Annotated in this window: 20 protein-coding genes and 1 pseudogene; 14 read left to right on the top strand and 7 right to left on the bottom strand. The window is 65.6% G+C overall.

Features of this window, described 5'->3' with window-relative positions; genetic code table 11:
• Positions 1-97 precede the first annotated feature (97 nt).
• From QW881_RS13000 to QW881_RS12975, 6 genes and pseudogenes are all read left to right on the top strand, one after another.
• Positions 98-754: pseudogene (locus QW881_RS13000) on the top strand (methyl-accepting chemotaxis protein); the annotation flags it as partial.
• Positions 755-972: 218 nt separating this feature from the next.
• A complete protein-coding gene (locus QW881_RS12995; protein WP_315757773.1) occupies positions 973-2,664 on the top strand; it encodes a methyl-accepting chemotaxis protein in 1,692 nt (563 codons plus the stop codon).
• 351 nt (positions 2,665-3,015) lie between these two features.
• Positions 3,016-3,981, top strand: a complete 966-nt coding sequence (locus QW881_RS12990) for an MBL fold metallo-hydrolase (RefSeq protein ID WP_315757772.1) — start codon at positions 3,016-3,018, stop codon at positions 3,979-3,981.
• 39 nt (positions 3,982-4,020) lie between these two features.
• Positions 4,021-5,100, top strand: a complete 1,080-nt coding sequence (locus QW881_RS12985) for a J domain-containing protein (protein ID WP_315757771.1) — start codon at positions 4,021-4,023, stop codon at positions 5,098-5,100.
• A gap of 113 nt (positions 5,101-5,213) precedes the next feature.
• Entirely contained in the window at positions 5,214-5,336 is a 123-nt protein-coding gene (locus QW881_RS12980; protein ID WP_315757770.1) for a hypothetical protein, read from the top strand.
• Positions 5,333-5,539 (top strand): hypothetical protein, encoded by a 207-nt coding sequence (locus QW881_RS12975; RefSeq protein ID WP_315757769.1) that lies wholly within the window; start codon positions 5,333-5,335, stop codon positions 5,537-5,539. The genes QW881_RS12980 and QW881_RS12975 overlap by 4 nt, the downstream gene beginning before the upstream one ends.
• Positions 5,540-5,554: 15 nt before the next feature.
• On the opposite strand, the gene QW881_RS12970 is transcribed toward QW881_RS12975, so the two are convergent.
• A complete protein-coding gene (locus QW881_RS12970) occupies positions 5,555-7,066 on the bottom strand; it encodes an acetyl-CoA acetyltransferase (protein ID WP_315757768.1) in 1,512 nt (503 codons plus the stop codon).
• 179 nt (positions 7,067-7,245) lie between these two features.
• Here QW881_RS12970 and yghU point away from each other — a divergent pair, with 179 nt between their 5' ends.
• The 3 genes from yghU to QW881_RS12955 all read left to right on the top strand — a co-directional run bounded on the left by yghU (position 7,246) and on the right by QW881_RS12955 (position 10,001).
• Complete coding sequence (gene yghU / locus QW881_RS12965) at positions 7,246-8,121, top strand: glutathione-dependent disulfide-bond oxidoreductase (protein ID WP_315757767.1); 876 nt, start codon at positions 7,246-7,248, stop codon at positions 8,119-8,121.
• 345 nt (positions 8,122-8,466) lie between these two features.
• Positions 8,467-9,666, top strand: a complete 1,200-nt coding sequence (locus tag QW881_RS12960; RefSeq protein WP_315757766.1) for a molybdopterin-dependent oxidoreductase — start codon at positions 8,467-8,469, stop codon at positions 9,664-9,666.
• A gap of 11 nt (positions 9,667-9,677) precedes the next feature.
• A complete protein-coding gene (locus QW881_RS12955; RefSeq protein WP_315757765.1) occupies positions 9,678-10,001 on the top strand; it encodes a cytochrome c in 324 nt (107 codons plus the stop codon).
• A 26-nt stretch (positions 10,002-10,027) separates the two neighbouring features.
• Here QW881_RS12955 and QW881_RS12950 read toward each other — a convergent pair whose 3' ends face one another.
• A complete protein-coding gene (locus QW881_RS12950; RefSeq protein WP_315757764.1) occupies positions 10,028-10,639 on the bottom strand; it encodes a flavin reductase family protein in 612 nt (203 codons plus the stop codon).
• Between the two features lie 181 nt (positions 10,640-10,820).
• Here QW881_RS12950 and QW881_RS12945 point away from each other — a divergent pair, with 181 nt between their 5' ends.
• Positions 10,821-11,111, top strand: a complete 291-nt coding sequence (locus QW881_RS12945) for a hypothetical protein (RefSeq protein WP_315757763.1) — start codon at positions 10,821-10,823, stop codon at positions 11,109-11,111.
• A 77-nt stretch (positions 11,112-11,188) separates the two neighbouring features.
• Here the strand turns inward: QW881_RS12945 and QW881_RS12940 are convergent, their stop codons facing one another.
• Together QW881_RS12940 and QW881_RS12935 are read right to left on the bottom strand one after the other, a co-directional pair.
• The gene (locus tag QW881_RS12940) at positions 11,189-12,022 is read right to left on the bottom strand and encodes an alpha/beta hydrolase (RefSeq protein WP_315757762.1); all 834 of its coding nucleotides are present in this window, start codon (positions 12,020-12,022) and stop codon (positions 11,189-11,191) included.
• A 166-nt stretch (positions 12,023-12,188) separates the two neighbouring features.
• Positions 12,189-12,968 carry an SDR family oxidoreductase gene (locus QW881_RS12935; RefSeq protein WP_315737254.1) on the bottom strand — a complete coding sequence of 260 codons (780 nt, stop codon included), beginning with the start codon at positions 12,966-12,968 and terminating at the stop codon, positions 12,189-12,191.
• Between the two features lie 178 nt (positions 12,969-13,146).
• On the opposite strand from QW881_RS12935, the gene QW881_RS12930 reads away from it, so the two are divergent.
• From QW881_RS12930 to QW881_RS12920, 3 genes are read left to right on the top strand one after another with little or no spacing between them, the layout of a single operon-like run.
• Complete coding sequence (locus tag QW881_RS12930; protein ID WP_315757761.1) at positions 13,147-13,941, top strand: enoyl-CoA hydratase/isomerase; 795 nt, start codon at positions 13,147-13,149, stop codon at positions 13,939-13,941.
• Positions 13,938-14,927, top strand: coding sequence for a phosphotransferase family protein (locus tag QW881_RS12925; RefSeq protein WP_315757760.1), 990 nt, complete (start codon positions 13,938-13,940; stop codon positions 14,925-14,927). The genes QW881_RS12930 and QW881_RS12925 overlap by 4 nt, the downstream gene beginning before the upstream one ends.
• Positions 14,927-15,313: a DUF6285 domain-containing protein gene (locus tag QW881_RS12920; protein ID WP_315757759.1), complete on the top strand. Its 387-nt coding sequence runs from the start codon at positions 14,927-14,929 to the stop codon at positions 15,311-15,313. Before QW881_RS12925 ends, QW881_RS12920 begins: the two co-directional genes overlap by 1 nt.
• Before the next feature lie 148 nt (positions 15,314-15,461).
• On the opposite strand, the gene QW881_RS12915 is transcribed toward QW881_RS12920, so the two are convergent.
• Positions 15,462-16,241, bottom strand: a complete 780-nt coding sequence (locus QW881_RS12915) for an enoyl-CoA hydratase-related protein (protein ID WP_315757758.1) — start codon at positions 16,239-16,241, stop codon at positions 15,462-15,464.
• A 166-nt stretch (positions 16,242-16,407) separates the two neighbouring features.
• On the opposite strand from QW881_RS12915, the gene QW881_RS12910 reads away from it, so the two are divergent.
• Positions 16,408-17,682 (top strand): acyl-CoA dehydrogenase family protein, encoded by a 1,275-nt coding sequence (locus QW881_RS12910; protein ID WP_315737259.1) that lies wholly within the window; start codon positions 16,408-16,410, stop codon positions 17,680-17,682.
• Between the two features lie 178 nt (positions 17,683-17,860).
• Here the strand turns inward: QW881_RS12910 and QW881_RS12905 are convergent, their stop codons facing one another.
• Together QW881_RS12905 and QW881_RS12900 are read right to left on the bottom strand one after the other, a co-directional pair.
• A complete protein-coding gene (locus QW881_RS12905) occupies positions 17,861-19,441 on the bottom strand; it encodes a fatty acid--CoA ligase (protein ID WP_315757757.1) in 1,581 nt (526 codons plus the stop codon).
• A 132-nt stretch (positions 19,442-19,573) separates the two neighbouring features.
• Positions 19,574-20,449: an SDR family oxidoreductase gene (locus tag QW881_RS12900; protein ID WP_006613814.1), complete on the bottom strand. Its 876-nt coding sequence runs from the start codon at positions 20,447-20,449 to the stop codon at positions 19,574-19,576.
• Between the last annotated feature and the right edge of the window lie 80 nt (positions 20,450-20,529).

Below are 20,529 nucleotides of genomic sequence, written 5' to 3'. Positions count from 1 at the left end.
CGCAATCATCGAGAAGCTGTCGGAGATTTCTTCGGCCATCGGCTGCAGATGCCGTCGGGCGACACCCCCCCTCAGGCGCGAGGTCGAACGTTTCCTGGTCGCGTCGGCCACCGAGGAGCTGTCCTCCTCGGTGACCGAGATCAGCCGCCAGGTGCCGGAATCGGCCCGCATCGCGAGCGAGCCCGTCAACCGGGCGCGGCGGACAAACGACCAGGTGAGCGAACTGTCCAAGGCCGCCGCGCGGATCCGCGACGTCGTCGAGCTCATCAACACCATCGCCGGCCAGACCAACCTGCTGGTGCTCTAGGCCACCATCGAAGCGGCGCGCGCCAGCGAAGCCGGCCGCGGCTTCGCGGTGGTTGCCACCGAGGTCAAGGCGCTGGCCGGGCAGACCTCGAAGGCGACCGGCGAGATCGGTCAGCAGATTTCCGGCATCCAGAGCGCGATCCAGGAATCGGTCGGCGCCATCAAGGAGATTTCCGGCGCCATCGAGCGGCTCTCGGAGATCGCCTCGACCATCGCTGCTGCGGTCGAGGAGCAGGGGGCGGCGACGCAGGAGATTTCCCGCAACGTCCAGCACGCCTCGCAGGGCACCAAGGACGTCTGGTCCAACATCATCGAGGTGCAGGGCGGCGCCAATGAAACCGGCTCCGCCTCGTCCGAGGTGTTGTCCGCCGCGCAGGCGCTGTCGTCCGACAGCAACCGGTTGAAGGCCGGAGTCAGCCGATTCCTGGAGACTGTCCGCGCCGCCTGAGTGCGCACGGCCGCCGATGATAGGAGGGCGCGGCTGCGCAAGCCGCGCCCTTTGCTTTGCCCGCCGGACAACGGCAACCGCCCATGAATGGGGTCCAGCGATCCGTATTTCAACGGTTGCGGCACTTTATCTTAGGTTAATCGGCGACTGCGACAATGGACGCATCGTTTGCAGCAAAATTAGCCATGCCGATGCCGGCATGGCTCGAAAGACTCGCCATGCGTAAGAATTTGCCGGCCACCAACGTCGAGTATCCGATCACGGATGACACGCTGATCGTGTCCAAGACCGACACGAAGGGCAAGCTGACCTTCTTCAACCAGGATTTTGTCGATGCGGCCGGCTTCACCGAAGCCGAGCTGATGGGGCAGCCGCACAACATCGTGCGTCATCCGGACATGCCGCCTGAAGCCTTCGACAATCTCTGGACCACGCTCAAGGCCGGCCGTCCCTGGGTCGGCGCGGTCAAGAACCGCCGCAAGAACGGCGACTATTACTGGGTGCTGGCGACGGCGTCGCCGATTTGCAAAGACGGCCAAGTCGTCGGCTACACCTCGGTGCGCACCAAGCTGCCCGCCGACCAGCGCGCGGAGGCCGAGCAGGTCTATGCGGCGATCCGCGAAAGGCGGCCGCATGGTTACAAGATCGACGACGGCATCGTCCGCCGCCGCTCGGTGTTCGACCATCTCTCGATGTTCACCGGCTCGATCGCGGCAAGGCTGCGAACGCTGGTCGGATTGCAGACGCTGTTCCTGCTCGTGCTTGGCGTCATCTCGTTCGGGGAGGGCGGGCTCGCCGGAATGACCGCCGTGGCGATTGCTGCCGCTGGTGTCGTGCTGTGTGGTCTGGTCGGGCTGCGTACGATGAACGTGATCGTGGCGCCGCTCGATCATCTGAACGAGACGATGGAGAGCATCACCCAGGGCACGCTCGACACCCGCATGCGCATCGAGCGCGACGACGAGATCGGCCGCGCCTTGCGTAACCTGCAGACCGTTCAGACGATGGTGCGGTTCAACGACAGGGAGCTCGGAGAGCAGGAGCGGCGCGCAGCCGCCGCGCGCAAGCGGGAGATGTCGGAGCTCGCCAACGGTTTCGAAGGCGCCATCGGCAACATCGTCAATACGGTGTCCTCGGCCTCCAGCGAGCTCGAGAGCTCGGCCAACTCGCTGTCGAGCACCGCCGTGCGGGGGCAGGAGCTTTCCACCACTGTTGCCGCGGCCTCCGAAGAGGCGTCGGCCAATGTTCAGGCCGTCGCGTCGGCGACCGAGGAGCTCACCTCGTCGGTCCGTGAGATCAGCCGCCAGGTGCAGGAGTCCGCGCGCATCGCTTCCGATGCGGTCGAGCAGGCACGCCGCACCAATGATCGTGTCGGCGAGCTGTCGAAGGCGGCGACCCGCATTGGCGACGTCGTCGAGCTGATCAACACGATCGCCGGGCAGACCAATCTGCTGGCGCTCAATGCCACCATCGAGGCCGCGCGGGCGGGCGAGGCTGGCCGCGGCTTTGCCGTCGTCGCCTCCGAGGTCAAGGCGCTGGCCGAGCAGACTGCAAAGGCGACCGGCGAGATCGGCCAACAGATTTCCGGTATCCAGGGGGCCACGCAGGAGTCGGTCGGCGCCATCAGGGAGATCTCGACGACGATCGAGCGGCTGTCGGAGATCGCCGCGACGGTGGCGGCCGCGGTCGAGGAGCAGGGCGCAGCGACCGCCGAGATCTCGCGCAACATCCAGCACGCCGCCGCGGGTACACAGCAGGTGTCCGCCAACATCACCAACGTCCAGCGCGGCGCCAGCGAGACCGGCGACACCTCGGGGCAGGTGCTCAGCGCCGCGCGCCAGCTCTCCGGTGATAGCGAGCGTCTCAAGCAGGAGGTCGGCCGCTTCCTGCAATCGGTTCGCGCCGCCTGATCCGCGACATGACGAAGCCGGCGACAGCGGCCGAGATTGCCCGCTGTCGCGTCCGATAGTCGAACGACACAGCCCCGACCGATAGCCGCGGGCACAGCCGATGACGCCGCGGCGAACCACGTCGACGTGGACGCTCATGCGTGCGCCGTTCGTCAGCCGGCGCCCCGCTCGACCGGATCATCCCCGACCGTTGCAGACTCCCCACACCTGACGCCCCGGCCAGAAAGGCCGTTGTGGCGCCATAATCCCGCTAAGGTGCAGAGATTAACTTGTGCTAGAGTATTTATTCAACCAGCGGTACATTTAGTGGCAGGCAATGTGATTGCGAGCAGACCTTCGCGCAGGACCCTGGTGCTAACGGCCGCGACGGCCGCGGTCGCCTTGGGTCTCGATGCGGGGATTGCCGTGGTTGCCGCCAAGCCGCGCCGCCGCACTGAGGATCCCGCGCACGGCTATCGCCGGATCACGATCGGCGAGGCGGAGGTGATCGCCCTCTACGACGGTGTGTGGGAAAAGCCGCACGAGGCCGGCTTCATCGGCAATGCCAGCATCGGCGACGTGAAGGAAGCACTGCGCGCTGCGGGTCTGAGCCCCGCCTTCGTCCCGGTCCCGATCTCCACCTTCGTGGTGCGGCTGAAGGGCAAGACCGTGCTGTGCGATGCCGGCGGCGGCGGTCAGGTCCAGGGCTACAATTCCGACTCGATCTTCATTTCGGGCCGCCTGCTGGACAATCTGAAAGCAGCCGGCATTCGCCCGGAGGACATCGACACCATCCTGATCTCGCACTTCCATCCCGATCATATTTTCGGACTGCTCGGCGAGGACACCAACGCGCCGGTGTTTCCCTCCGCCGAGATCATCGTGGCTGCGGCCGAATACAAATTCTGGACCGATGCATCTCTGACCAGCCGGCTGCCGCCGTGGCGGCAGTCGCTGGCGCGCCGCATCCAGAGCGTGATCCCGGGCTGGAAGAACGTGCTGCCGGTCGAGGGCGAGGACGAGGTGGTGCCCGGCATCCGCTTCGTCAGCGTCCCCGGTCATACGCCGGGGCACACCGCGTTTCATCTCAGCTCCGGAGCGGAGCAACTGATGATCTCGGGCGACACCGCCTATGTGCCGGCGTTGTGCCTGCGCCATCCCGAATGGCACGGCGCCTATGACCAGGACGGCGCGGCTGCCGAGGTCAGCCGGCGCAGATTGCTCGATCGTATCGTTGCAGAAAAGATGTTGGTTTGTGGATCTCATTTTCCGTGGGCCGCGTTCGGTCGGCTCACCCGCGATGGCGCCCATTATGCGCTCGACCTGCTCCCCGCGTGATCCCGAACCGGCCTCGGAAGAGAGGCTCGGGATCGCGCCATGACGACGCATTATGAGGTGCTCGGCGTATCGCCGCGGGCCGATCTCGACACGATCAAGCGGGCATTCCGCCAGGCCGCCAAGGCGCACCATCCCGACCTCCGGGGCGGCGCCGATCCGGCGTCGGAGCACCAGCTCAAGTTGATCATCGTCGCCTACAACGTGCTGCGCGACCCTGACCTGCGCGCCGAATACGACGCCCATCTTGCTTCTGAGCGCGACCGCGTCCGCCGCGAACGCTGGGACGCCATCCTGCAGTTCACCGCGGCGACCGCCGTGCTCAGCGCGATCCTGATCGGCCTCGAGATTCTGCTCTTGCCCTCCGCCGGTGATTGGATGAACAGGCCGGCGACGCGCTCGATCGTGACACCGTCGCCGCAGGCCCGATCGGGGCCGCAGCGCAAGGTCGCAGGTGAGACCGTCCCGGCGCCTGCCGTCCAGGACGCGACCGGAGCCGTGCTGCCGGTGCCGCCTCCGCCGGCAGAGCCGAGAGCCGCAGAGCAGGTCGTCCCGGCTGCACCGACGACCGCCGCATCCTTCCTGAAGCGGGGGATGGACCGCAGCCGGCAGGGCGATCTCGAGCGCGCTGTCGCTGATTTCGACGAAGCGATCCGGCTCGCGCCCCGCAATGCCGATCTCTATCGCTATCGCGCCAGGGATCTGGTCCGCATGGGCCGCATCGACCGCGCGCTTGGCGATTTTGAGCGGGCGATCCGGCTGGATCCGAACGACCCGGTGCTGTTTCACGATCGTGGCCTTGCGTTCCAGCGCAAGGGCGATCTCGACGAGGCCCTTGTCGATCTCGACCACGCCGTGCGCATGGGCTTCAGCGATGCCGGAATGTACAGCGACCGTGGCGCGGTATGGCTGGCGAAGGGGCGCTACGACCGCGCGCTCGCCGACTTCAACCAGGCCCTCAAGCTGGATCCGGAATTGGCGATCGCGGCCGCACGGCGGGATGAGGCCCTCGCGCGCAAGCGCGACCAGCAATTGGCGGGCGACGACCGCGCGCCTCCGGCGGCTGCGGAGACCACGGGCACGGTGCCTGCCGACGTGAAGCCCAGGCGTAGCGGGCGCTGAGCGCCGGACCGTGATCTGCGCTCCGACATCCGGGAGACGGTGAGCAGCGTTGTGCTCACACCCGTCGGTGCGGCCGTTCCATTGCGCGCCGGTCTGCGATCCAGGAGCGCGCCATGACCGTCTACGTGTCCGTCACCGACTTCCGCGGCTGGCGCGATTCTGGTGGCACACGCTGCGCGCCGTCCGCCAGGCGCGTGCGGCTCCCGGGAATCTGCGCGTCGAGCTTCGTCCGGTGAATGGCATCTATCATACGCTGACGGTCTGGAGCGACGAAGCCAGCATGCGCGCCCATGTCAGAAGCGGCGCGCACCGCCGCGCCATGATCGGCTTCTGCGACCTCGGCGGCGGCAGGACGCTCGGCTTCGTGGCGGACAGCGATCCTGATCCTGATTGGGACACGGCCTATGCGCGCTGGCAGCGTGACGCGCGGGAGGTGTGAGGCGACGGAAGCGAACTAATTCGTCCGCCACTCCGGCACACCATCGGCGGCCATCGTGATCGTGCCGAGCGCGCCGACCGGCGTCCTGTCCTGATCCATCAGCCGCGCCAGCGTGGCTGCGTCCTGCGCCGGAACGCGCGCCAACGTGCGCGTGTCCTGCTCGGTGCGCAGCATCGCAACGCCATGCTCGACCTCGCCGTTGCGATCAAACAGCGCGGTGAAGCTTTCGACCCGGCCGCCGCCGCCGGCTTCGCTGACGAACGCCGGTGCGGCGGCGCGATGCCGATCGGCCTCGGCCTGCACGCTCACCTCCTGCGACAGGGATGACGGCGGCTCGCGCGAGATCACCAGCGCATGATGCTTGGTGACGAAGCCGCCTTGGCCGTACAGCAGGCCGCGCCTGGCGCCGCCGCGCAGCCGCCGCACCATCGCGCAGGCGGCATGCGTCATGTAGGTGTTGAGCGGCGCGCCGAAGAAGGTCAGCCCGCCGGTGACGGTTGGCTCCACGTCGGCGCCGAGGCCGAGGATCCGCCGTGCCATCTTCGGCACGCAGGGAAAGCAGCTGTAGAGCTCGATGACGTCGAACGCCGCGCCGTTGCCGCCGACGATGTTCATCGCGGCCCGCAACACGGCGTTCTGCGGATGACTCTCGGCGAACTGATCGCGCGTGAGGTAGTCGCGCGGATCCTCCGCCGCTGCGCCACCGAGCGGATAGATCATGCGGCTGTCGGCAATGCCCGCCGCACGCGCCTTGGCCAGGCTGGTCAGGATCAGCGCCGCGCCCATGTTGACCATGGGATTGGCGACCATCAGCTTGGTGTAGGGCCAGGCGATCGGGCGGTTGTCGGCTGACGGCGTCGTGATCTCGTCCGGCGCGAAGTGCCGCTTCAGCCAGGCGTTGGGATTATAGGCGGCGACCGCGGAAAAGCGCGACCACAGCTCGCCGGATTCCGCGAGCGCCTGCCGCGGCGTCTGGCCCCATTTGGCGGCGCTCGCGACCTCGTAGAACGGATAGACCGAGACCGGGCGGAATACGCCGAGCTTCACCGCCAGCGGCTTCTGGAACGCGGCGCCGCGCTTCGGCTCCTCGACGTCGTGGGCGAACGGCGTCCACCGCAGGGGCACGCCGGCGCGTTCGGCCTTGGTCGCGGTCGATTGCGCCTCGGCGCCGCAGACCACCGCGACCTCGCATTCGCCGCGCGCGATGCGCAAGGCGGCCTCGTGCAGAAAGCGGATCGGGCTCTCGCCGCCGACCGGACCGTAATGGCAGTGCGCCGGCGTCACGCCGAGCCGCTGCGCGAGAAGCTGCTCGGGATCGCGGTAGCGCCAGCTCAGGAAGTTGACGACGTCGAGCGAGCCGATGTCGTGGATGAGCTTGGCGCCCGCGTCATTTTCCGCACGGCGGATCGCCTGTTCGAGCAGCGTCAGCGGCTCGAGACCGTCGCCGATGTCCTTGGGACGATCGACGATCTCGCCCACGCCGACGATCACGGGAATGCGGTCGGGGGGCAGGGTACTTGCAGTCATCGGCGTTTCCAAGAGCCGGCCCGTGACGGACCGTCATTGTTGTCTTGTCTCCGTTCTGTCATCGCAGGTTCGACCGCGCAATGCAGAAAATGCTGATGGCGCCCGCGCGCAGCATGGCTTCCGCTTCACGGCAGATGCGCCTAAAACGCTCGCTCCTGACGCTCACGCCGGAGTCTGCCGTGTCTGAACAGAACAGCTATGTGCCGCCCAAGGTCTGGACCTGGAACAAGGCCAGCGGCGGCCGCTTCGCCAACATCAACCGGCCGATCGCAGGTCCGACGCACGAGAAGGAATTGCCTGTCGGCCGTCATCCCTTGCAGCTTTATTCTCTGGGAACGCCCAACGGTGTGAAGGTCACAGTGATGCTCGAGGAGCTGCTGGCGCTCGGCCACAGCGGCGCCGAATACGACGCCTGGCTGATCCGGATCGGCGAGGGCGATCAGTTCGGTTCGGGCTTCGTCGCCATCAATCCCAATTCCAAGATCCCGGCGCTGCTGGATCGCAGCGGGCCCGAACCGATCCGCGTATTCGAGTCCGGCGCGATCCTGGTGTATCTGGCCGAGAAGTTCGGCGCCTTCCTGCCGACCGAGCCGGCCAAGCGCGCCGAATGCCTGTCCTGGCTGTTCTGGCAGATGGGTGCTGCGCCCTATCTCGGCGGCGGCTTCGGCCACTTCTATGCCTATGCGCCGACCAAGATCGAGTATGCCATCGACCGCTTCGCGATGGAGGTGAAGCGCCAGCTCGACGTGCTCGACCGCCGTCTCGCCGAAAGCGAGTATCTCGCCGGCCCCGACTACACCATCGCCGACATCGCGGTGTGGCCGTGGTACGGCGCGCTCGCCAAGGGCCTGCTCTACGAAGGCGGCGAGTTCCTCTCGGTGCAGGACTACAGGAATGTTCAGCGCTGGACCGACCAGATCGCGCAGCGCTCCCCCGTGAAGCGCGGCCGCATGGTCAACCGCGTCTCCGGCGATCCAAAGAGCCAGCTCCACGAGCGCCACGACGCCAGCGACTTCGACACCAAGACACAGGACAAGATCGGGCAGGGCACGTAGTTGCGCGTGTAGGGTGCACACAGGCGCGGCGAGCTCATCGCGGCGTGCAACAACTGTGGAGCGCGCCGTGCCCAATGTCGTCCCTCGCCGGCGCCGTCGGTGGGCACGCGCCGCCTGACGGCCCGCTTGCCCGCCCTGCGGTTCGATGCACGATTGCTCTTGTTGCACGTGCGAAGTCTCGGCCGTTGCCGCGCTGCGATGCCATGATTGCGGACGTTCACGGCTTTTCTCGCAGTGAGAGAATGTGCAACGATCAATTCGCAGCGGCCGTGCATGCCGCCAGATTTCGATGAGAGCCGGCGGTGATGACCGCGGGTTCAAAACGACCACTCCGGAGGGAGTTGCATGATCGACAGACGTGATCTGCTCAAGGGAGCGGGGATGGCTGCTTTGCTGGGCAGCTTCGGCACGACCCGTGCGCTGGCCGAGGAGACGGTGACGTTGCCCTTCGCCAATGGCGAGCGCCCGCTGGTGAAATATCCGCAGAAGCGACCGATGATCGGTCTGACCAGCCGGCCGCCGCAACTCGAAACGCCATTCGGGGTGTTCAATGACGGCGTGATCACGCCGAACAATGCCTTCTTCGTCCGCTATCATCTGGCGGGCCTGCCTTACGATCTCGATCCGGACAAGTTCACGCTCGCGATCAGGGGAAAGGTCGACAAGCCGCTCAAGCTGTCGCTCAAGGACATCCGCAAGATGAAGGCGACCGAGATCGTCGCCGTCAACCAATGCTCCGGCAACAGCCGCGGTTTCTTCGAGCCGCGCGTCGCAGGCGGCCAGCTCGGCAACGGCGCCATGGGCAATGCGCGCTGGCGTGGCGTGCCGCTCAAGACCGTGCTCGACATGGCGGGTGTTCAGGCCGGCGCCAGACAAGTCACCTTCGGCGGCATGGACGGTCCGGTGATCGACAAGACGCCGGATTTCGTAAAAGCGCTCGACCTCGATCACGCTATGGATGGCGAGGTGATGCTGGCCTACGGCATGAACGGCGAGGATCTGCCGTTCCTGAACGGCTTTCCGCTGCGCCTGATCGTGCCCGGCTACTACGGCACCTACTGGGTCAAGCACCTCAACGAGATCACTGTCATCGACAACGTCTTTGACGGCTTCTGGATGAAATCGGCCTATCGAATTCCGGACACGCCGAACAATGCCGTCGAGCCCGGAACCACGCCGAAAGCGACGATCCCGATCAACCGCTTCACGGTCCGCTCATTCATCACCAGCCTGGCCGACGGCGCAAAGCTCAAGGCGGGCAGGGCAATGCTGCGCGGCCTCGCATTCGACGGCGGAACGGGAATCAAGCAGGTCGCGGTCTCGACCGACGGCGGCAAGACCTGGACCGACGCCAAGCTCGGCAAGGATCTCGGGAAATATTCCTTCCGCGAGTGGAAGCTGCCGGTGAAGCTGGCCGCGGGGGCCCACGATCTCAAGGTGCGTGCCACGAGCAATTCCGGCGAGACCCAGCCGGAGACGCCGCGCTGGAATCCGGCCGGCTATCTGCGCAACGTCGTTGAAACCGTCCGCGTCACGGCGGCCTGAGGAGCATCACCATGCGTCGGACGCCTTTCCTCATCGCCACGCTGGCCGTCGGACTTGGCTGCCTGGCGGGCCGCCCCATCTCGCTCACGGCAGCCCCGGTCAACTATCAGGTTCCGCAGGAGACGGCGGCCTTCAAGCCGGGGCCCGATCTCGCCGTCGTGCAGGGCAATTGCACGGCCTGTCACTCCGCCGACTACATCAAGACCCAGCCGCCGATGCAGAACAAGAAGGAGTTCTGGCAGGCCGAAGTCACCAAGATGATCAAGGTCTATGGCGCCCCGATCGACGCGGCCGATGTCGGCAAGATCGTCGACTATCTCGCCGCGACCTACTGACTGCCCGCGCCGGCGGCCGGGAACGCTCAGGCGGCGCCCCTCGCCGGCGGGAAATCCATCCGGTCGTCGGTGCGGCAATAGCGGTCGGCGAACATGCGCCCGACAGGATGGAACAGCTCCATCTCGACCCGCATCTTCTCGGTGTCCCACAATTCGTCGCGGATGTGGAAAGCGAGGCCTTCGCCGAGCACCAGCACGCGATCGCCATTGACGTCGATGAGCTGCCAGGTCTTGCACTCCATCGCGAACGGTGCCTCCGCCAACCGCGGAACGCCGATCATCCGCGACGGTGTAAGCTTGAGCCCGAGGTGATCCGGCTCGCCGATCTCAGGTGGAAAGTCGCCGCCGGTCTCGTGCATCGCCTGCGCCAGCGGCTCGTCGGTGATGTGGACGACGAACTCGCCGCTGCGGCGGATGTTGACGAGAGTGTCCTTGACCCGCCCATCGGGCCGCAGGTTGATCGCGAACACGCACAGCGGCGGGTCCTCGCCGAGCACGTTGAAGAACGAGAATGGCGCGGCGTTGACGATCCCGGTCTCGCTTCTCGTCGTCACCCAGGCGATCGGCCGCGGCAGCACGAAGGAGGTCAGAATCTTGTAGCGCTCGCGTGGGCTGAGATCGGTGGAGAGGTATTCCATCTAGAGGCCTCTGGTGCGTCGGTTCCCCGACCGTAGTGGGCCGTGACGCGATGCGGAAGCCAATAAAGCGGGCAGGGGTTGCGCACATCAGCGCCGTCTTCGCGGAAATTCGATGTTCCCGGGAACGGCTCCGCCAGCGCTACGTTCGGACAGCACAGCAACGACAAATGGAGGTCGCGCCATGAAACCAATGATCAGTCTGATTGCTTGCGCATTCGTCGTCTCGGCCACGTCCGCGCTGGCGCAGGGCAGCCCACAGACCGCGCCGCCGCCGAGTGCGCAGAATTCCGGAGCGGGCATCCAGGGCGCGCCGGGCAACAAGAACGGACCGGGCACTGAGACGGGAAGCGGCACGGTGGGCTCGTCCACGATCAACCGCCATAATCCGGACGTCAGCGCGCAGGACCCGTCGAACATCAAGGGCATGCCGGGGAACAAGAGCGGCCCGCCGGCCAAGAAACCGCAGGACTGACGTCTGCGAGGGCGGCTGCGCGATTGCGCGGCCGCCCTTCGCATTTCGCCCGTCGTGCCGTCGCGCTGATTGTCAGATTAGGGAAGGGCGGCTGCCCCGTTGGTCACGATCAGATTGTCGGTATCTGCCGGGGCCAGCTCGCTCGTCGCATCGCCGCCGAGATATTTGTCCAGCGTCGCCTGGATCCGTTCCCGCGCCGTGTAGGGGCCACGGTCGCTCATCCAGGTGTGCTGGAACTCGGTCTTGATGATGTCGATGCCGCTCTTCTTGTCGACATGCGTCGGCACCACGCCGGGGTCGGTCTTGAATTGCGGATCATCCGAGCGGAACGACAGGATCTTGAGCTTGTCCCTGATGACGAAAGGCACGCGCAGATTGTCGAGCGTCACCACCTGCGAGACGATGTTCGGATGCTCCTTGGCGAAATACATCGCGGTGTCGCCGCCATTGGAGTGGCCGACCAGGGTCAGGTGATCGTAGTCGGCATTCGGATGACGCTTCTTCATCTCGTTCAGCACGCAGAGGATGTTGGCCTCGCCCTTCTGGTAGACGTCGAGCCGGCCGACATATGGCATCCCGACCTTGGTGACGAGCGGCGGATCGGTCGGCAGGTCCTGCTGGACGCTGGCGACGAGATAGCCGCGCGCGGCGAACACGTTCGCGAGGAACGAGTACTCGGTGTTCTTGACCGTGTTGCCGTTGCTGATGATGGCCACGGGCAGCCGCCACAGCCCGGCATTGGCTTTCATCTCGTAGTCCTTGCGCACCGCGACATCGACATTGATCGACCGCTGCCGCGCGGCATCGAAGAACTCGCGGCTCTCGTGCTGGATGCCCCACTTTGCCATCGCAAAGTAGCCGGCCACAGCCAGAGCAGACACACAGGCCAAAACCGTCACACCGCGCTTCATGGCATCCTTCCCTTCGAATTCTCTCCGTTATGTGATGGGTGACAACGCCGGCGTCACGGGGGCGTGGCAGCCAGAGGCGGATTAAATTTCGGAAATCTTGGAGCGCAGCACGGAACAATCCCCGTCTGGCGAGCCGGCGCACCGGCTCACCACCCGTTGCGAGGGATCAGAATGCGGTATAGCCGCCGTCGATCACGAAGCAGTCGGCGGTGTGATAGGACGACGCCTTGCTCATGAGGTAGACGGCGATGCCGCCGAAATCCGACGGCTCGCCGAAGCGGCGCACCGGGATACGCGGCATGACGTTGGCGACGAACTTCTCGTTGCCCATGATGCCCGCGGTCATGTCGCTCTTGATCCAGCCAGGCAGGATGGCATTCGCGGTGACGCCATAGCGCGCCAGCTCCACCGCGAGCGCGCGGCACAGCGCATTCAGCGCGGCTTTGGTCCCTGCATAATGCTCGTTGCGCGCGGTGCCGAACAGCGAGGCCAGGCTCGAGGTGGCAACCAGCCGGCCGAACGCGTCACCGGCTTCGGCGCGCGCGGTCATGTGCCTCGCGGCAGCCTGGAACGCATGGAACACGCCGTCGAGATTGGTTGCGAACATCGTGCGCCATTCCTCCTCGCTGCGCTCGATGAACGGCTTGCGGCCACCGCCGCCGATGCCGGCATTGGCAAAGCAGCCGTCGACGCGGCCGAACGTGTCGAGCGTGGCCTTCATCGCCTCGTTGACGGAAGCGGCGCTGGTCACGTCGCAGATGCGGGTGTCGACCTTGCCGGGCCCGGCGGCCATCGACGCCGCAGCAGCCTTGTTCTTCTCGGCGTTGCGGCCCCAGATCGAGACGTTACAGCCACTGGACGCAAGTGCCTGGGCGATTCCGAGGCCTATGCCTCCATTGCCGCCGGTGACGACGGCCACACGGCCGGTGAGGTCGAACATGGTCATGGGGTTCTCTCGGGCGTTTCCGTGATGATGTGAGCGCGCTGCGCGTCGCTTCGGTTATTTGGATGATGCAACCATGGACAAGCGAAGCGCAAAAATCAAATATGCTGACCGAACCGGGCTGCGCTTCGAATTTCCGCCGCGAAGAATGCAGCGACCGAAAAGCTCTTGAGAGGAAACCATGCAGTACAAGCACGTCACGCTCGATTTCGACGGGCCCGTCGCCATCCTCACGCTCGACCATCAGGAGGTGATGAACGCGGTCTCGATCGACATGCTCGGCGGGTTGGCCGAAGCGCTCGACGAGATCGAGGAGAAGAAGGCCGAGGTGCGCTGCCTCGTCGTGACGGGCGCCGGCCGCGCGTTCTGCACCGGCGCCAACCTGCAGGGCCGCAATGCGCAGGCCAAGCCCGGCCGCAGCAATGCCGGCGCCGCGCTCGAGACCGCCTTCCATCCGTTCCTGCGCCGCTTGCGCAATCTGCATTGCCCGATCGTGACCTCGGTGAACGGCCCGGCCGCCGGCGCCGGCATGAGCTTCGCGCTGATGGGCGACATGATCCTGTGCGCGAAGTCCGCCTACTTTCTGCAGGCCTTCCGCCGCATCGGACTGGTGCCTGATTGCGGCTCGACCTGGCTGTTGCCGCGCCTCGTCGGCAAGGCCCGCGCGATCGAGCTGTCGCTGCTGGGCGAGAAGCTGCCGGCCGAGACGGCGCTGCAATGGGGCCTCGTCAACCGCGTCTATGACGATGCGGTCCTGAAGGAGGAGACGATGAAGCTCGCGCACGAGCTCGCCAACGGGCCGACGGTGGCGCTGGCGCAGATCCGCCAGCTGTACTGGGACAGCCCGGAGAACTCGTTCGAGGAGCAGCTCAACGCCGAATTCCAGTCGCAGCGCATCGCGGGCAGCACGTCGGATTTCAAGGAGGGCGTCACCGCGTTCCTCGAAAAGCGCCCGGCCAAGTTCAAGGGCCAATGATCGAGGCCGAGCTGTCGCGCTGCGTCGCCTCGTTCATGCCGGGGGCGACCGGCGTACGCGGCGCCGCGAAACTCTCCGGCGGCGCCAGCCAGGAGACCTGGCGCTTCGACATCGTCCATCCCGGTGGTGATGTCGGCGCCATCCTGCGCCGCTCGCCGAAAGGCTACGGCGCCGCGCCCGGGCGTGCCGCCGGGCTCGACAACGAGGCGGCGCTGATGCGGCTCGCTTATGCCGCCGGCGTGCCGTCGCCCGAGGTCCTGCACGTGCTGCGGCCGGAGGACGATCTCGGCGCCGGTTTCATCATGCGCCGCGTCGAGGGCGAGACCATCGCGCGCAAGATCCTGCGTGATGCCGAATTCTCCGAGGCGAGGCCGCGCCTCGCGCGCCAGCTGGGCGGCATCGCCGCCGGCATCCACGGGATTCGACGCGAGATGCTGCCCGCGTTGCGCGGGATGACCGCGACCAAGGAGATCGCGGAGCTCGCACGGGAATATCAAAGCTTCGACTGGCCGCGCCCGGTGTTCGATCTGGCCCTGTGCTGGCTGTCGCAGAACGATCCCGGTCCCCCGGCCGAGATCACGCTGGTGCACGGTGATTTCCGCAACGGCAATCTCATCATCGGCCGCGATGGCGTGCGCGCCGTGCTCGACTGGGAGCTCGCCCATCTCGGCGATCCCATGGAGGATCTCGGCTGGATTTGCGTCAACTCCTGGCGCTTCGGCGAAATCGACAAGCCGGTCGGCGGCTTCGGATCGCGTGAGGAGCTGTTCGCCGGTTATGAGTCCGCAGGGCGCAAGGTCGATCCTGACAGGGTGAAATTCTGGGAAGTGATGGGCACGTTGCGCTGGGGCGTGATGTGCTGCGGCATGATGCAGCGTTTTCGCATCGGTCCCGACCATTCGATGGAGCGCGCCATGATCGGCCGCCGCGCGTCGGAGACCGAGATCGATCTGTTGCGATTGCTCGCGCCGAGGGGAGAGGGCTGATGCAGGACGAGCCGACGCCGACCGAGCTGGTGCAATCCGTCGCCGACTTCCTGCGCAACGACATCGTGCCGCTGATCTCTGGGCACCAGGCGTTCAAGCTGCGCGTGGGCATCAACGCGCTCGATCTCGTGGTGCGACAGCTCACACAGGCGGCTGCGGCAGATGAGGCGGAGCATGCGCGGTTGAGAGAATTGCTGGGACAGGATGGTGATTTACTCGAACTCAATCGAGCGCTCGCGGCTCAGATCGCCAGCGGCGCCGTTGGTCTCCAGACACCGGGCCTGAAGCAGCACCTCTGGCGGACCACTCTCGCCAAGCTCGCCGTCGATCAGCCCAACTACGCGTCCTACAAGCGCGAAGCTGGGAGGAGTACCGATGGCTCCTAACCCGCCGGCGTCATGCCCGAGCTTGACCCGGGCATCCATCTCTTCACGAGTCTGCTGCGAGACGTGGATGGCCGGGTCAAGCCCGGCCATGACGGTGCGAACACAACCCGGCGCGATCAGGCCCAGAGCACGCGAAGTATCGGATAACTCACCGCCCGAGCCACCTCGGCGGCCGCTTCTCCGAGAACGCCTTCGGTCCCTCGATGTAGTCCTGCGAATGGATCATCGCCTGCACCGCCGGATAGTCGCGCTGCTCGGTGATGGCCTGCTCCAGCGAGACCGCAAGGCCCTTCTCGATCGCCTGCTTGGAGGCGCGGATCGACATCGGCGAGTTCTTGGCGATCGTCTCCGCCCAGCGCTCAGCGGCCGCCAGCGCCTCGCCCTGCGGCACCACCTCGTTGACGAAGCCGAGCTCGTGGCCCTCGCGGGCACCGACGTGGCGCCCGGTGAGGATCATGCCCATCGCGCGCTTCATGCCGATCTGGCGCGGCAGGCGCTGCAGGCCGCCGGCGAGCGCGGCGAGGCCGACGCGCGGCTCGGGCAACGCGAAGGTCGCATTCTCGGAAGCGATGATCAGGTCGCAGGCGAGCGCGATCTCGAAGCCTCCGCCCATCGCGACGCCGTTGACGGCCGCGATCAGCGGCTTGTCGCGATCGAAGCGCGAGGTCAGGCCGCCGAAGCCGCTCTTGCCCCAGCCGCGCGCGCCGCCGGCCGCCTGCCATTTCAGATCGTTGCCGGCGCAGAACGCCTTGTCACCCTCGCCGGTGACGATTGCCACCCATTGCTCGGGATCGGCGGCGAAGGCGTCGAACACGCGCTCGAGTTCATGATGCGCCTCGATGTGCAGGGCGTTGTAGACCTCGGGGCGTGCCAGGGTGACGATCGTGATCGGCCCCTTGCGCGTCACTCTCGAAAACTTCAGCTCCATCGGCTGTTCCTCCTGTTTTCTGATTGGCTGTCGCGCATCAGCTTAGCGCCTGCGCAGGTGTTGCAGTCATCCAAATACGCAACGGCGCTGCGCGCCACAAGCGCGCGACGGGAGGTCGCGCCGACCAGGACCAAGAACGACAACGAAACGCACAGGGAGACACGCCGTGGATTTTTCCTTGCCGAAGGAATTGGTCGCCTATCTCGACGAGCTCGATCGCTTCATCGCCGCCGAGATCAAGCCGCTGGAGCAGGCCGACGACAACATCCGCTTCTTCGATCATCGCCGCGAATGGGCGCGCACCGATTTCGAGAATGGCGGCCTGCCGCGGCATGAATGGGAGCAACTGCTGCGCAAGGCCAAGGATCGTGCCGATGCGGCCGGTCATCTGCGCTTTGCAATTCCGAAGCGCTATGGCGGCAAGGACGGGTCCAACCTCTGGATGGCCGTGATCCGCGAGCATTTCGCCTCCAAGGGCCTCGGCCTGCACAACGACCTGCAGAACGAGCACTCGATCGTCGGCAATCTGCCGATCGTCACCATGCTCGACCGGTACGGCCGCGACGACCAGAAGGCGATGATCGACGGCTCGATCACCGGCAAGTACCGCATCACATTCGGTCTCACCGAGCCGCATCACGGCTCGGACGCGACCCACATGGAAACCAAGGCCGTTCCGGCCACCCGCGACAACATCAAGGGCTGGCTGATCAACGGCGAGAAGATGTGGACGACGGGCATGCACGTTGCCACCCACTGTGCACTGTTCGCGCGCACCTCGGGCAATGATGGTGACGCGCGCGGCATCACCTGCTTTCTGGTGCCGGCCAAGACCGAGGGTGTGAAGGTCGAGGAGTATCTCTGGACCTTCAACATGCCGACCGATCATCCGCGCGTCAGCTTCACTGACGTGTTCGTGCCGGAGGATGCCCAGTTCGGCGAGGTCGGGCGCGGGCTGTCGCTGGCGCAATGCTTCGTCCATGAGAACCGCATCCGCCAGGCAGCGAGCTCGCTCGGCGCGGCCGTCTACTGCATCAATGAGAGTGTGAATTACGCGCGTGAGCGCAAACCGTTCGGCAAGGCGCTGGCCGAGAACCAGGCGATTCAGTGGCCGCTGGTCGAGCTGGCGACGCAGGCCGAGATGCTGCGGCTGCTGATCCGCAAGACGGCCTGGGAGATGGACCAGCTCACCCAGGCCCAGGTCGAGCACACACTCTCGGACAAGGTCTCGATGTGCAACTACTGGGCTAACCGTCTGTGCTGTGAGGCGGCCGACCGCGCCATCCAGGTCCATGGCGGCATGGGCTATTCGCGCCACAAGCCGTTCGAGCACATCTACCGCCACCACCGCCGCTACCGCATCACCGAGGGCAGCGAGGAGATCCAGATGCGGAAGGTGGCAGGATTCCTGTTCGGCTATATGGGGGTGAACAAGAGGTGAGGGTGGCTTGATCGGAGCATCGTCAGCGCAGCAATCCAGAGACGTGGACGTGGCCCTGGATTGCTTCGGCGCAAGTGCGCCTCGCAATGACGGTGTCGAGAGCGTATCGGCTCTCTCCACGTCATCGCGAGCGCAAGCGAAGCGATCCAGAATGTCTCGCTGCGAAAGGTGTTTGACTTTAGTTCACCTGCCGGTCCTTGCCCGCCCAGTACGGGTCGCACAGATTACGCCGCAGGATCTTGCCGGAAGGATTGCGCGGCAGGGCGTCGAGGAAGTCGACGCTCTTCGGCGTCTTGAAGCCGGCGATGCGGGTTCGGGTGAAATTGATGATGTCGGTCTCGGTGGCGCGCTTGCCGGGCTTCATCACGACGATCGCCTTGACGGCCTCGCCCCATTTGTCGTCGGGAATCCCGATCACCGCGGCCTCGGCGACATCGGGATGATCGCAGATCGCGCTCTCGACCTCGGCCGGATAGATGTTCTCGCCGCCGGAGATGATCATGTCCTTGATGCGGTCGTGAATGTAGACGTAGCCGTCCTCGTCCATGTAGCCGGCATCTCCGGTGCGCAGCCAGCCGTCCTTGCCAAGCGTGCGCGCGGTGGCCTCCGGCAGATTCCAGTAGCCGGCCATGTTGGAGCCGGAGCGGGTGGCGATCTCGCCGACCTGGCGCGGGGGCAGCGGGTTGCCGTTGATATCGATGATCGCGACCTCGACGCCGGGCAGCGGCTTGCCGGCGGAGCGCATGCGCTCCAGTCCCTCGACATGGTCCTCGGGCGGCAGCGCGATGATGGTGCCCGTGGTCTCGGTCATGCCATACATCTGCACGAAGCCGCATTTGAACACGTCGATGCATTCCTTGAGCAGCGCGGCCGGGATTGGCGAGGCGCCGTAGAGCATGTACTTCAGCCGCGAGAAATCGACCTGCCGCGCCCGCGGCTGCCGCACCACGAACTGCATCGCCGCCGGCACCATGAACAGCTTGGTGATGCCAGACTGCTCGAAGAAGTCGAGGATCCTGGTCGGATCGAACTCACGGGCGATCACGCCGCGGGCGCCGTGATAGAGGCTCATCAGGCCCCAGCCGGAGCCGCCGATGTGGAAGATCGGCATCGCGATCAGCGAGACGTCGTCGGTCGACCATTTGTTCCAGTCCGGTTTCTCCTCGGGATTGCCGGTGTTGACGAGGTTGAGGAAGTTGGCGTGCGACAGCATCGCGCCTTTCGGCTTGCCGGTGGTGCCGGAGGTGTAGAGCTGCAGCGCGATGTCCTGCGGCGTGATCGGAACGCCCGGATCATCCGCGCTCTGCGCGTCGCGCCAAGCCGTGTAGTCCTGCCATTCCGGTGCGCCGCCCTCGGTGGTGATGATGTGCCGCACGCTTGGAATCTGGTCGCGGATGTTTCGGATCATCGTAATGAATTCCGGTCCGACGAACAGGGCAGGGGCCTTGCAGTCCTCGACGATGAAGGCGACCTCGGGACCGGCGAGGCGCCAGTTCACCGGCGCCATGACGACGTTGGCCTTCATGGCGCCGACGAGCAACTCGAAATAGATGTCGCTGTTCTTGCCGAAATAGGCGATCCGCTCGTGCGGCTTGATGCCGAGCGCCTTCAGCGCGTTGGCGACCTGGTTGGTCTTGCGGTCGAACGCGGCGAAGCTGGTGATGCGCCCCTCGAACTCATAGGCGGTGGCGGAGCCCAGCGTTTGCGCTCTGTCGCGCACGACGTCGACGAGCGTCGACGATGCCGTCGAGACGGACATGTTTCCCCTCCGATTGCGTCTTGTTCTTTGTTTGATGTCTTGTCGTGGTCCTCGCCCCGGATCGCGCCGGAGCAAGCATCTCTCGATCAGTCTACAGGGCGCACGTCGCCGATCAACCAGGTGATTGGACCATCAGCTCGTGCGCGTCGCGCGGTCCTTCTCGTTCTGCGCCTTGATCGACTCCTTGGCCTTGGTCCAATCGTCGTCGCTCCAGTCGCGCAACTGATAGAAGTTGCCGCCCATCGCCAGCGCCTGGGCGCCGTCCATCGCGATGGTCTCGCCGTTGATCCAGTTGCAGCCGCCGGAGATCAGGAACACCGCGAGGTTCTGCAGCTCCTCCATGGTGCCGACGCGGCCCATCGGGTTCATCGCCTTGGTCCGCGCGCCGGCCTCGTCGCCGGGCTTGATGCGCTTGCTCATGCCTTCGGTCGGGATTTCGCCGGGCGCGATGGTGTTGAGGCGGATGCCATAGCGGCCCCATTCGGTCGCAAGCGACATCGTCATGGCGTGGATCGCCGACTTGCTCATCGCCGATGGCACCACATAGGGCGAGCCGTTGCGCACCCACGTCACCGTGATCGACACGACGTTGCCCGGCTGCTTCGCAGCGATCCAGCGCTTGCCGACGGCATGCGTCACGTAGAACGTGCCGTGCATCACGATGTTGGCGACGGCATCGAAGCCGCGCGGGCTCAATTCCTCGGTGCGGGAGATGAAGTTGCCGGCCGCGTTGTTGATCAGATCGGTGAGACCGCCTTCCTGGAAGATGGCCTCGATCATTTCCTCCACCGCCATGGCATTGCGGATGTCGACGCCATGGCTGGTCACGCGGCCGCCGTAGAGGTCCATCAGTTCGGTCGCGGTCTCGTCGCAGACGATTTTCCGCCGGCCGCAAATATGCACTTCGGCGCCGAGTTGCAGGAAGCGGGCAGCCATCGCTTTGCCAAGGCCCGTGCCGCCGCCGGTCACCAGAATGCGTCGACCTTCGAGGAGATTGTCCTTGAACATGGGAGTTTCCGCCTGACATGTTGTGAGTTAATTGGTCGATTGACTAAATCGCTCCGACAGCATTCTGTAAAGTCACAAAG

The organism is Bradyrhizobium sp. SZCCHNS3016 (assembly GCF_032484535.1).
Lineage (GTDB): Bacteria > Pseudomonadota > Alphaproteobacteria > Rhizobiales > Xanthobacteraceae > Bradyrhizobium.
This window is presented reverse-complemented; position numbering and strand designations above follow the sequence as displayed.

Excerpts from the sequence above, each read along its gene's own strand:
- QW881_RS12955 (WP_315757765.1), top strand. The coding sequence starts at position 9,678 with ATGCGTCGGACGCCTTTCCTCATCGCCACGCTGGCCGTCGGACTTGGC.
- QW881_RS12985 (WP_315757771.1), top strand. The coding sequence starts at position 4,021 with ATGACGACGCATTATGAGGTGCTCGGCGTATCGCCGCGGGCCGATCTC.
- QW881_RS12925 (WP_315757760.1), top strand. The coding sequence starts at position 13,938 with ATGATCGAGGCCGAGCTGTCGCGCTGCGTCGCCTCGTTCATGCCGGGG.
- QW881_RS12960 (WP_315757766.1), top strand. The coding sequence starts at position 8,467 with ATGATCGACAGACGTGATCTGCTCAAGGGAGCGGGGATGGCTGCTTTG.
- QW881_RS12915 (WP_315757758.1), bottom strand. The coding sequence starts at position 16,241 with ATGGAGCTGAAGTTTTCGAGAGTGACGCGCAAGGGGCCGATCACGATC.
- QW881_RS12980 (WP_315757770.1), top strand. The coding sequence starts at position 5,214 with ATGACCGTCTACGTGTCCGTCACCGACTTCCGCGGCTGGCGCGATTCT.
- QW881_RS12920 (WP_315757759.1), top strand. The coding sequence starts at position 14,927 with ATGCAGGACGAGCCGACGCCGACCGAGCTGGTGCAATCCGTCGCCGAC.
- QW881_RS12940 (WP_315757762.1), bottom strand. The coding sequence starts at position 12,022 with ATGAAGCGCGGTGTGACGGTTTTGGCCTGTGTGTCTGCTCTGGCTGTG.
- QW881_RS12930 (WP_315757761.1), top strand. The coding sequence starts at position 13,147 with ATGCAGTACAAGCACGTCACGCTCGATTTCGACGGGCCCGTCGCCATC.
- QW881_RS12945 (WP_315757763.1), top strand. The coding sequence starts at position 10,821 with ATGAAACCAATGATCAGTCTGATTGCTTGCGCATTCGTCGTCTCGGCC.
- QW881_RS12995 (WP_315757773.1), top strand. The coding sequence starts at position 973 with ATGCGTAAGAATTTGCCGGCCACCAACGTCGAGTATCCGATCACGGAT.
- QW881_RS12900 (WP_006613814.1), bottom strand. The coding sequence starts at position 20,449 with ATGTTCAAGGACAATCTCCTCGAAGGTCGACGCATTCTGGTGACCGGC.
- QW881_RS12935 (WP_315737254.1), bottom strand. The coding sequence starts at position 12,968 with ATGACCATGTTCGACCTCACCGGCCGTGTGGCCGTCGTCACCGGCGGC.
- QW881_RS12950 (WP_315757764.1), bottom strand. The coding sequence starts at position 10,639 with ATGGAATACCTCTCCACCGATCTCAGCCCACGCGAGCGCTACAAGATT.
- QW881_RS12905 (WP_315757757.1), bottom strand. The coding sequence starts at position 19,441 with ATGTCCGTCTCGACGGCATCGTCGACGCTCGTCGACGTCGTGCGCGAC.
- QW881_RS12970 (WP_315757768.1), bottom strand. The coding sequence starts at position 7,066 with ATGACTGCAAGTACCCTGCCCCCCGACCGCATTCCCGTGATCGTCGGC.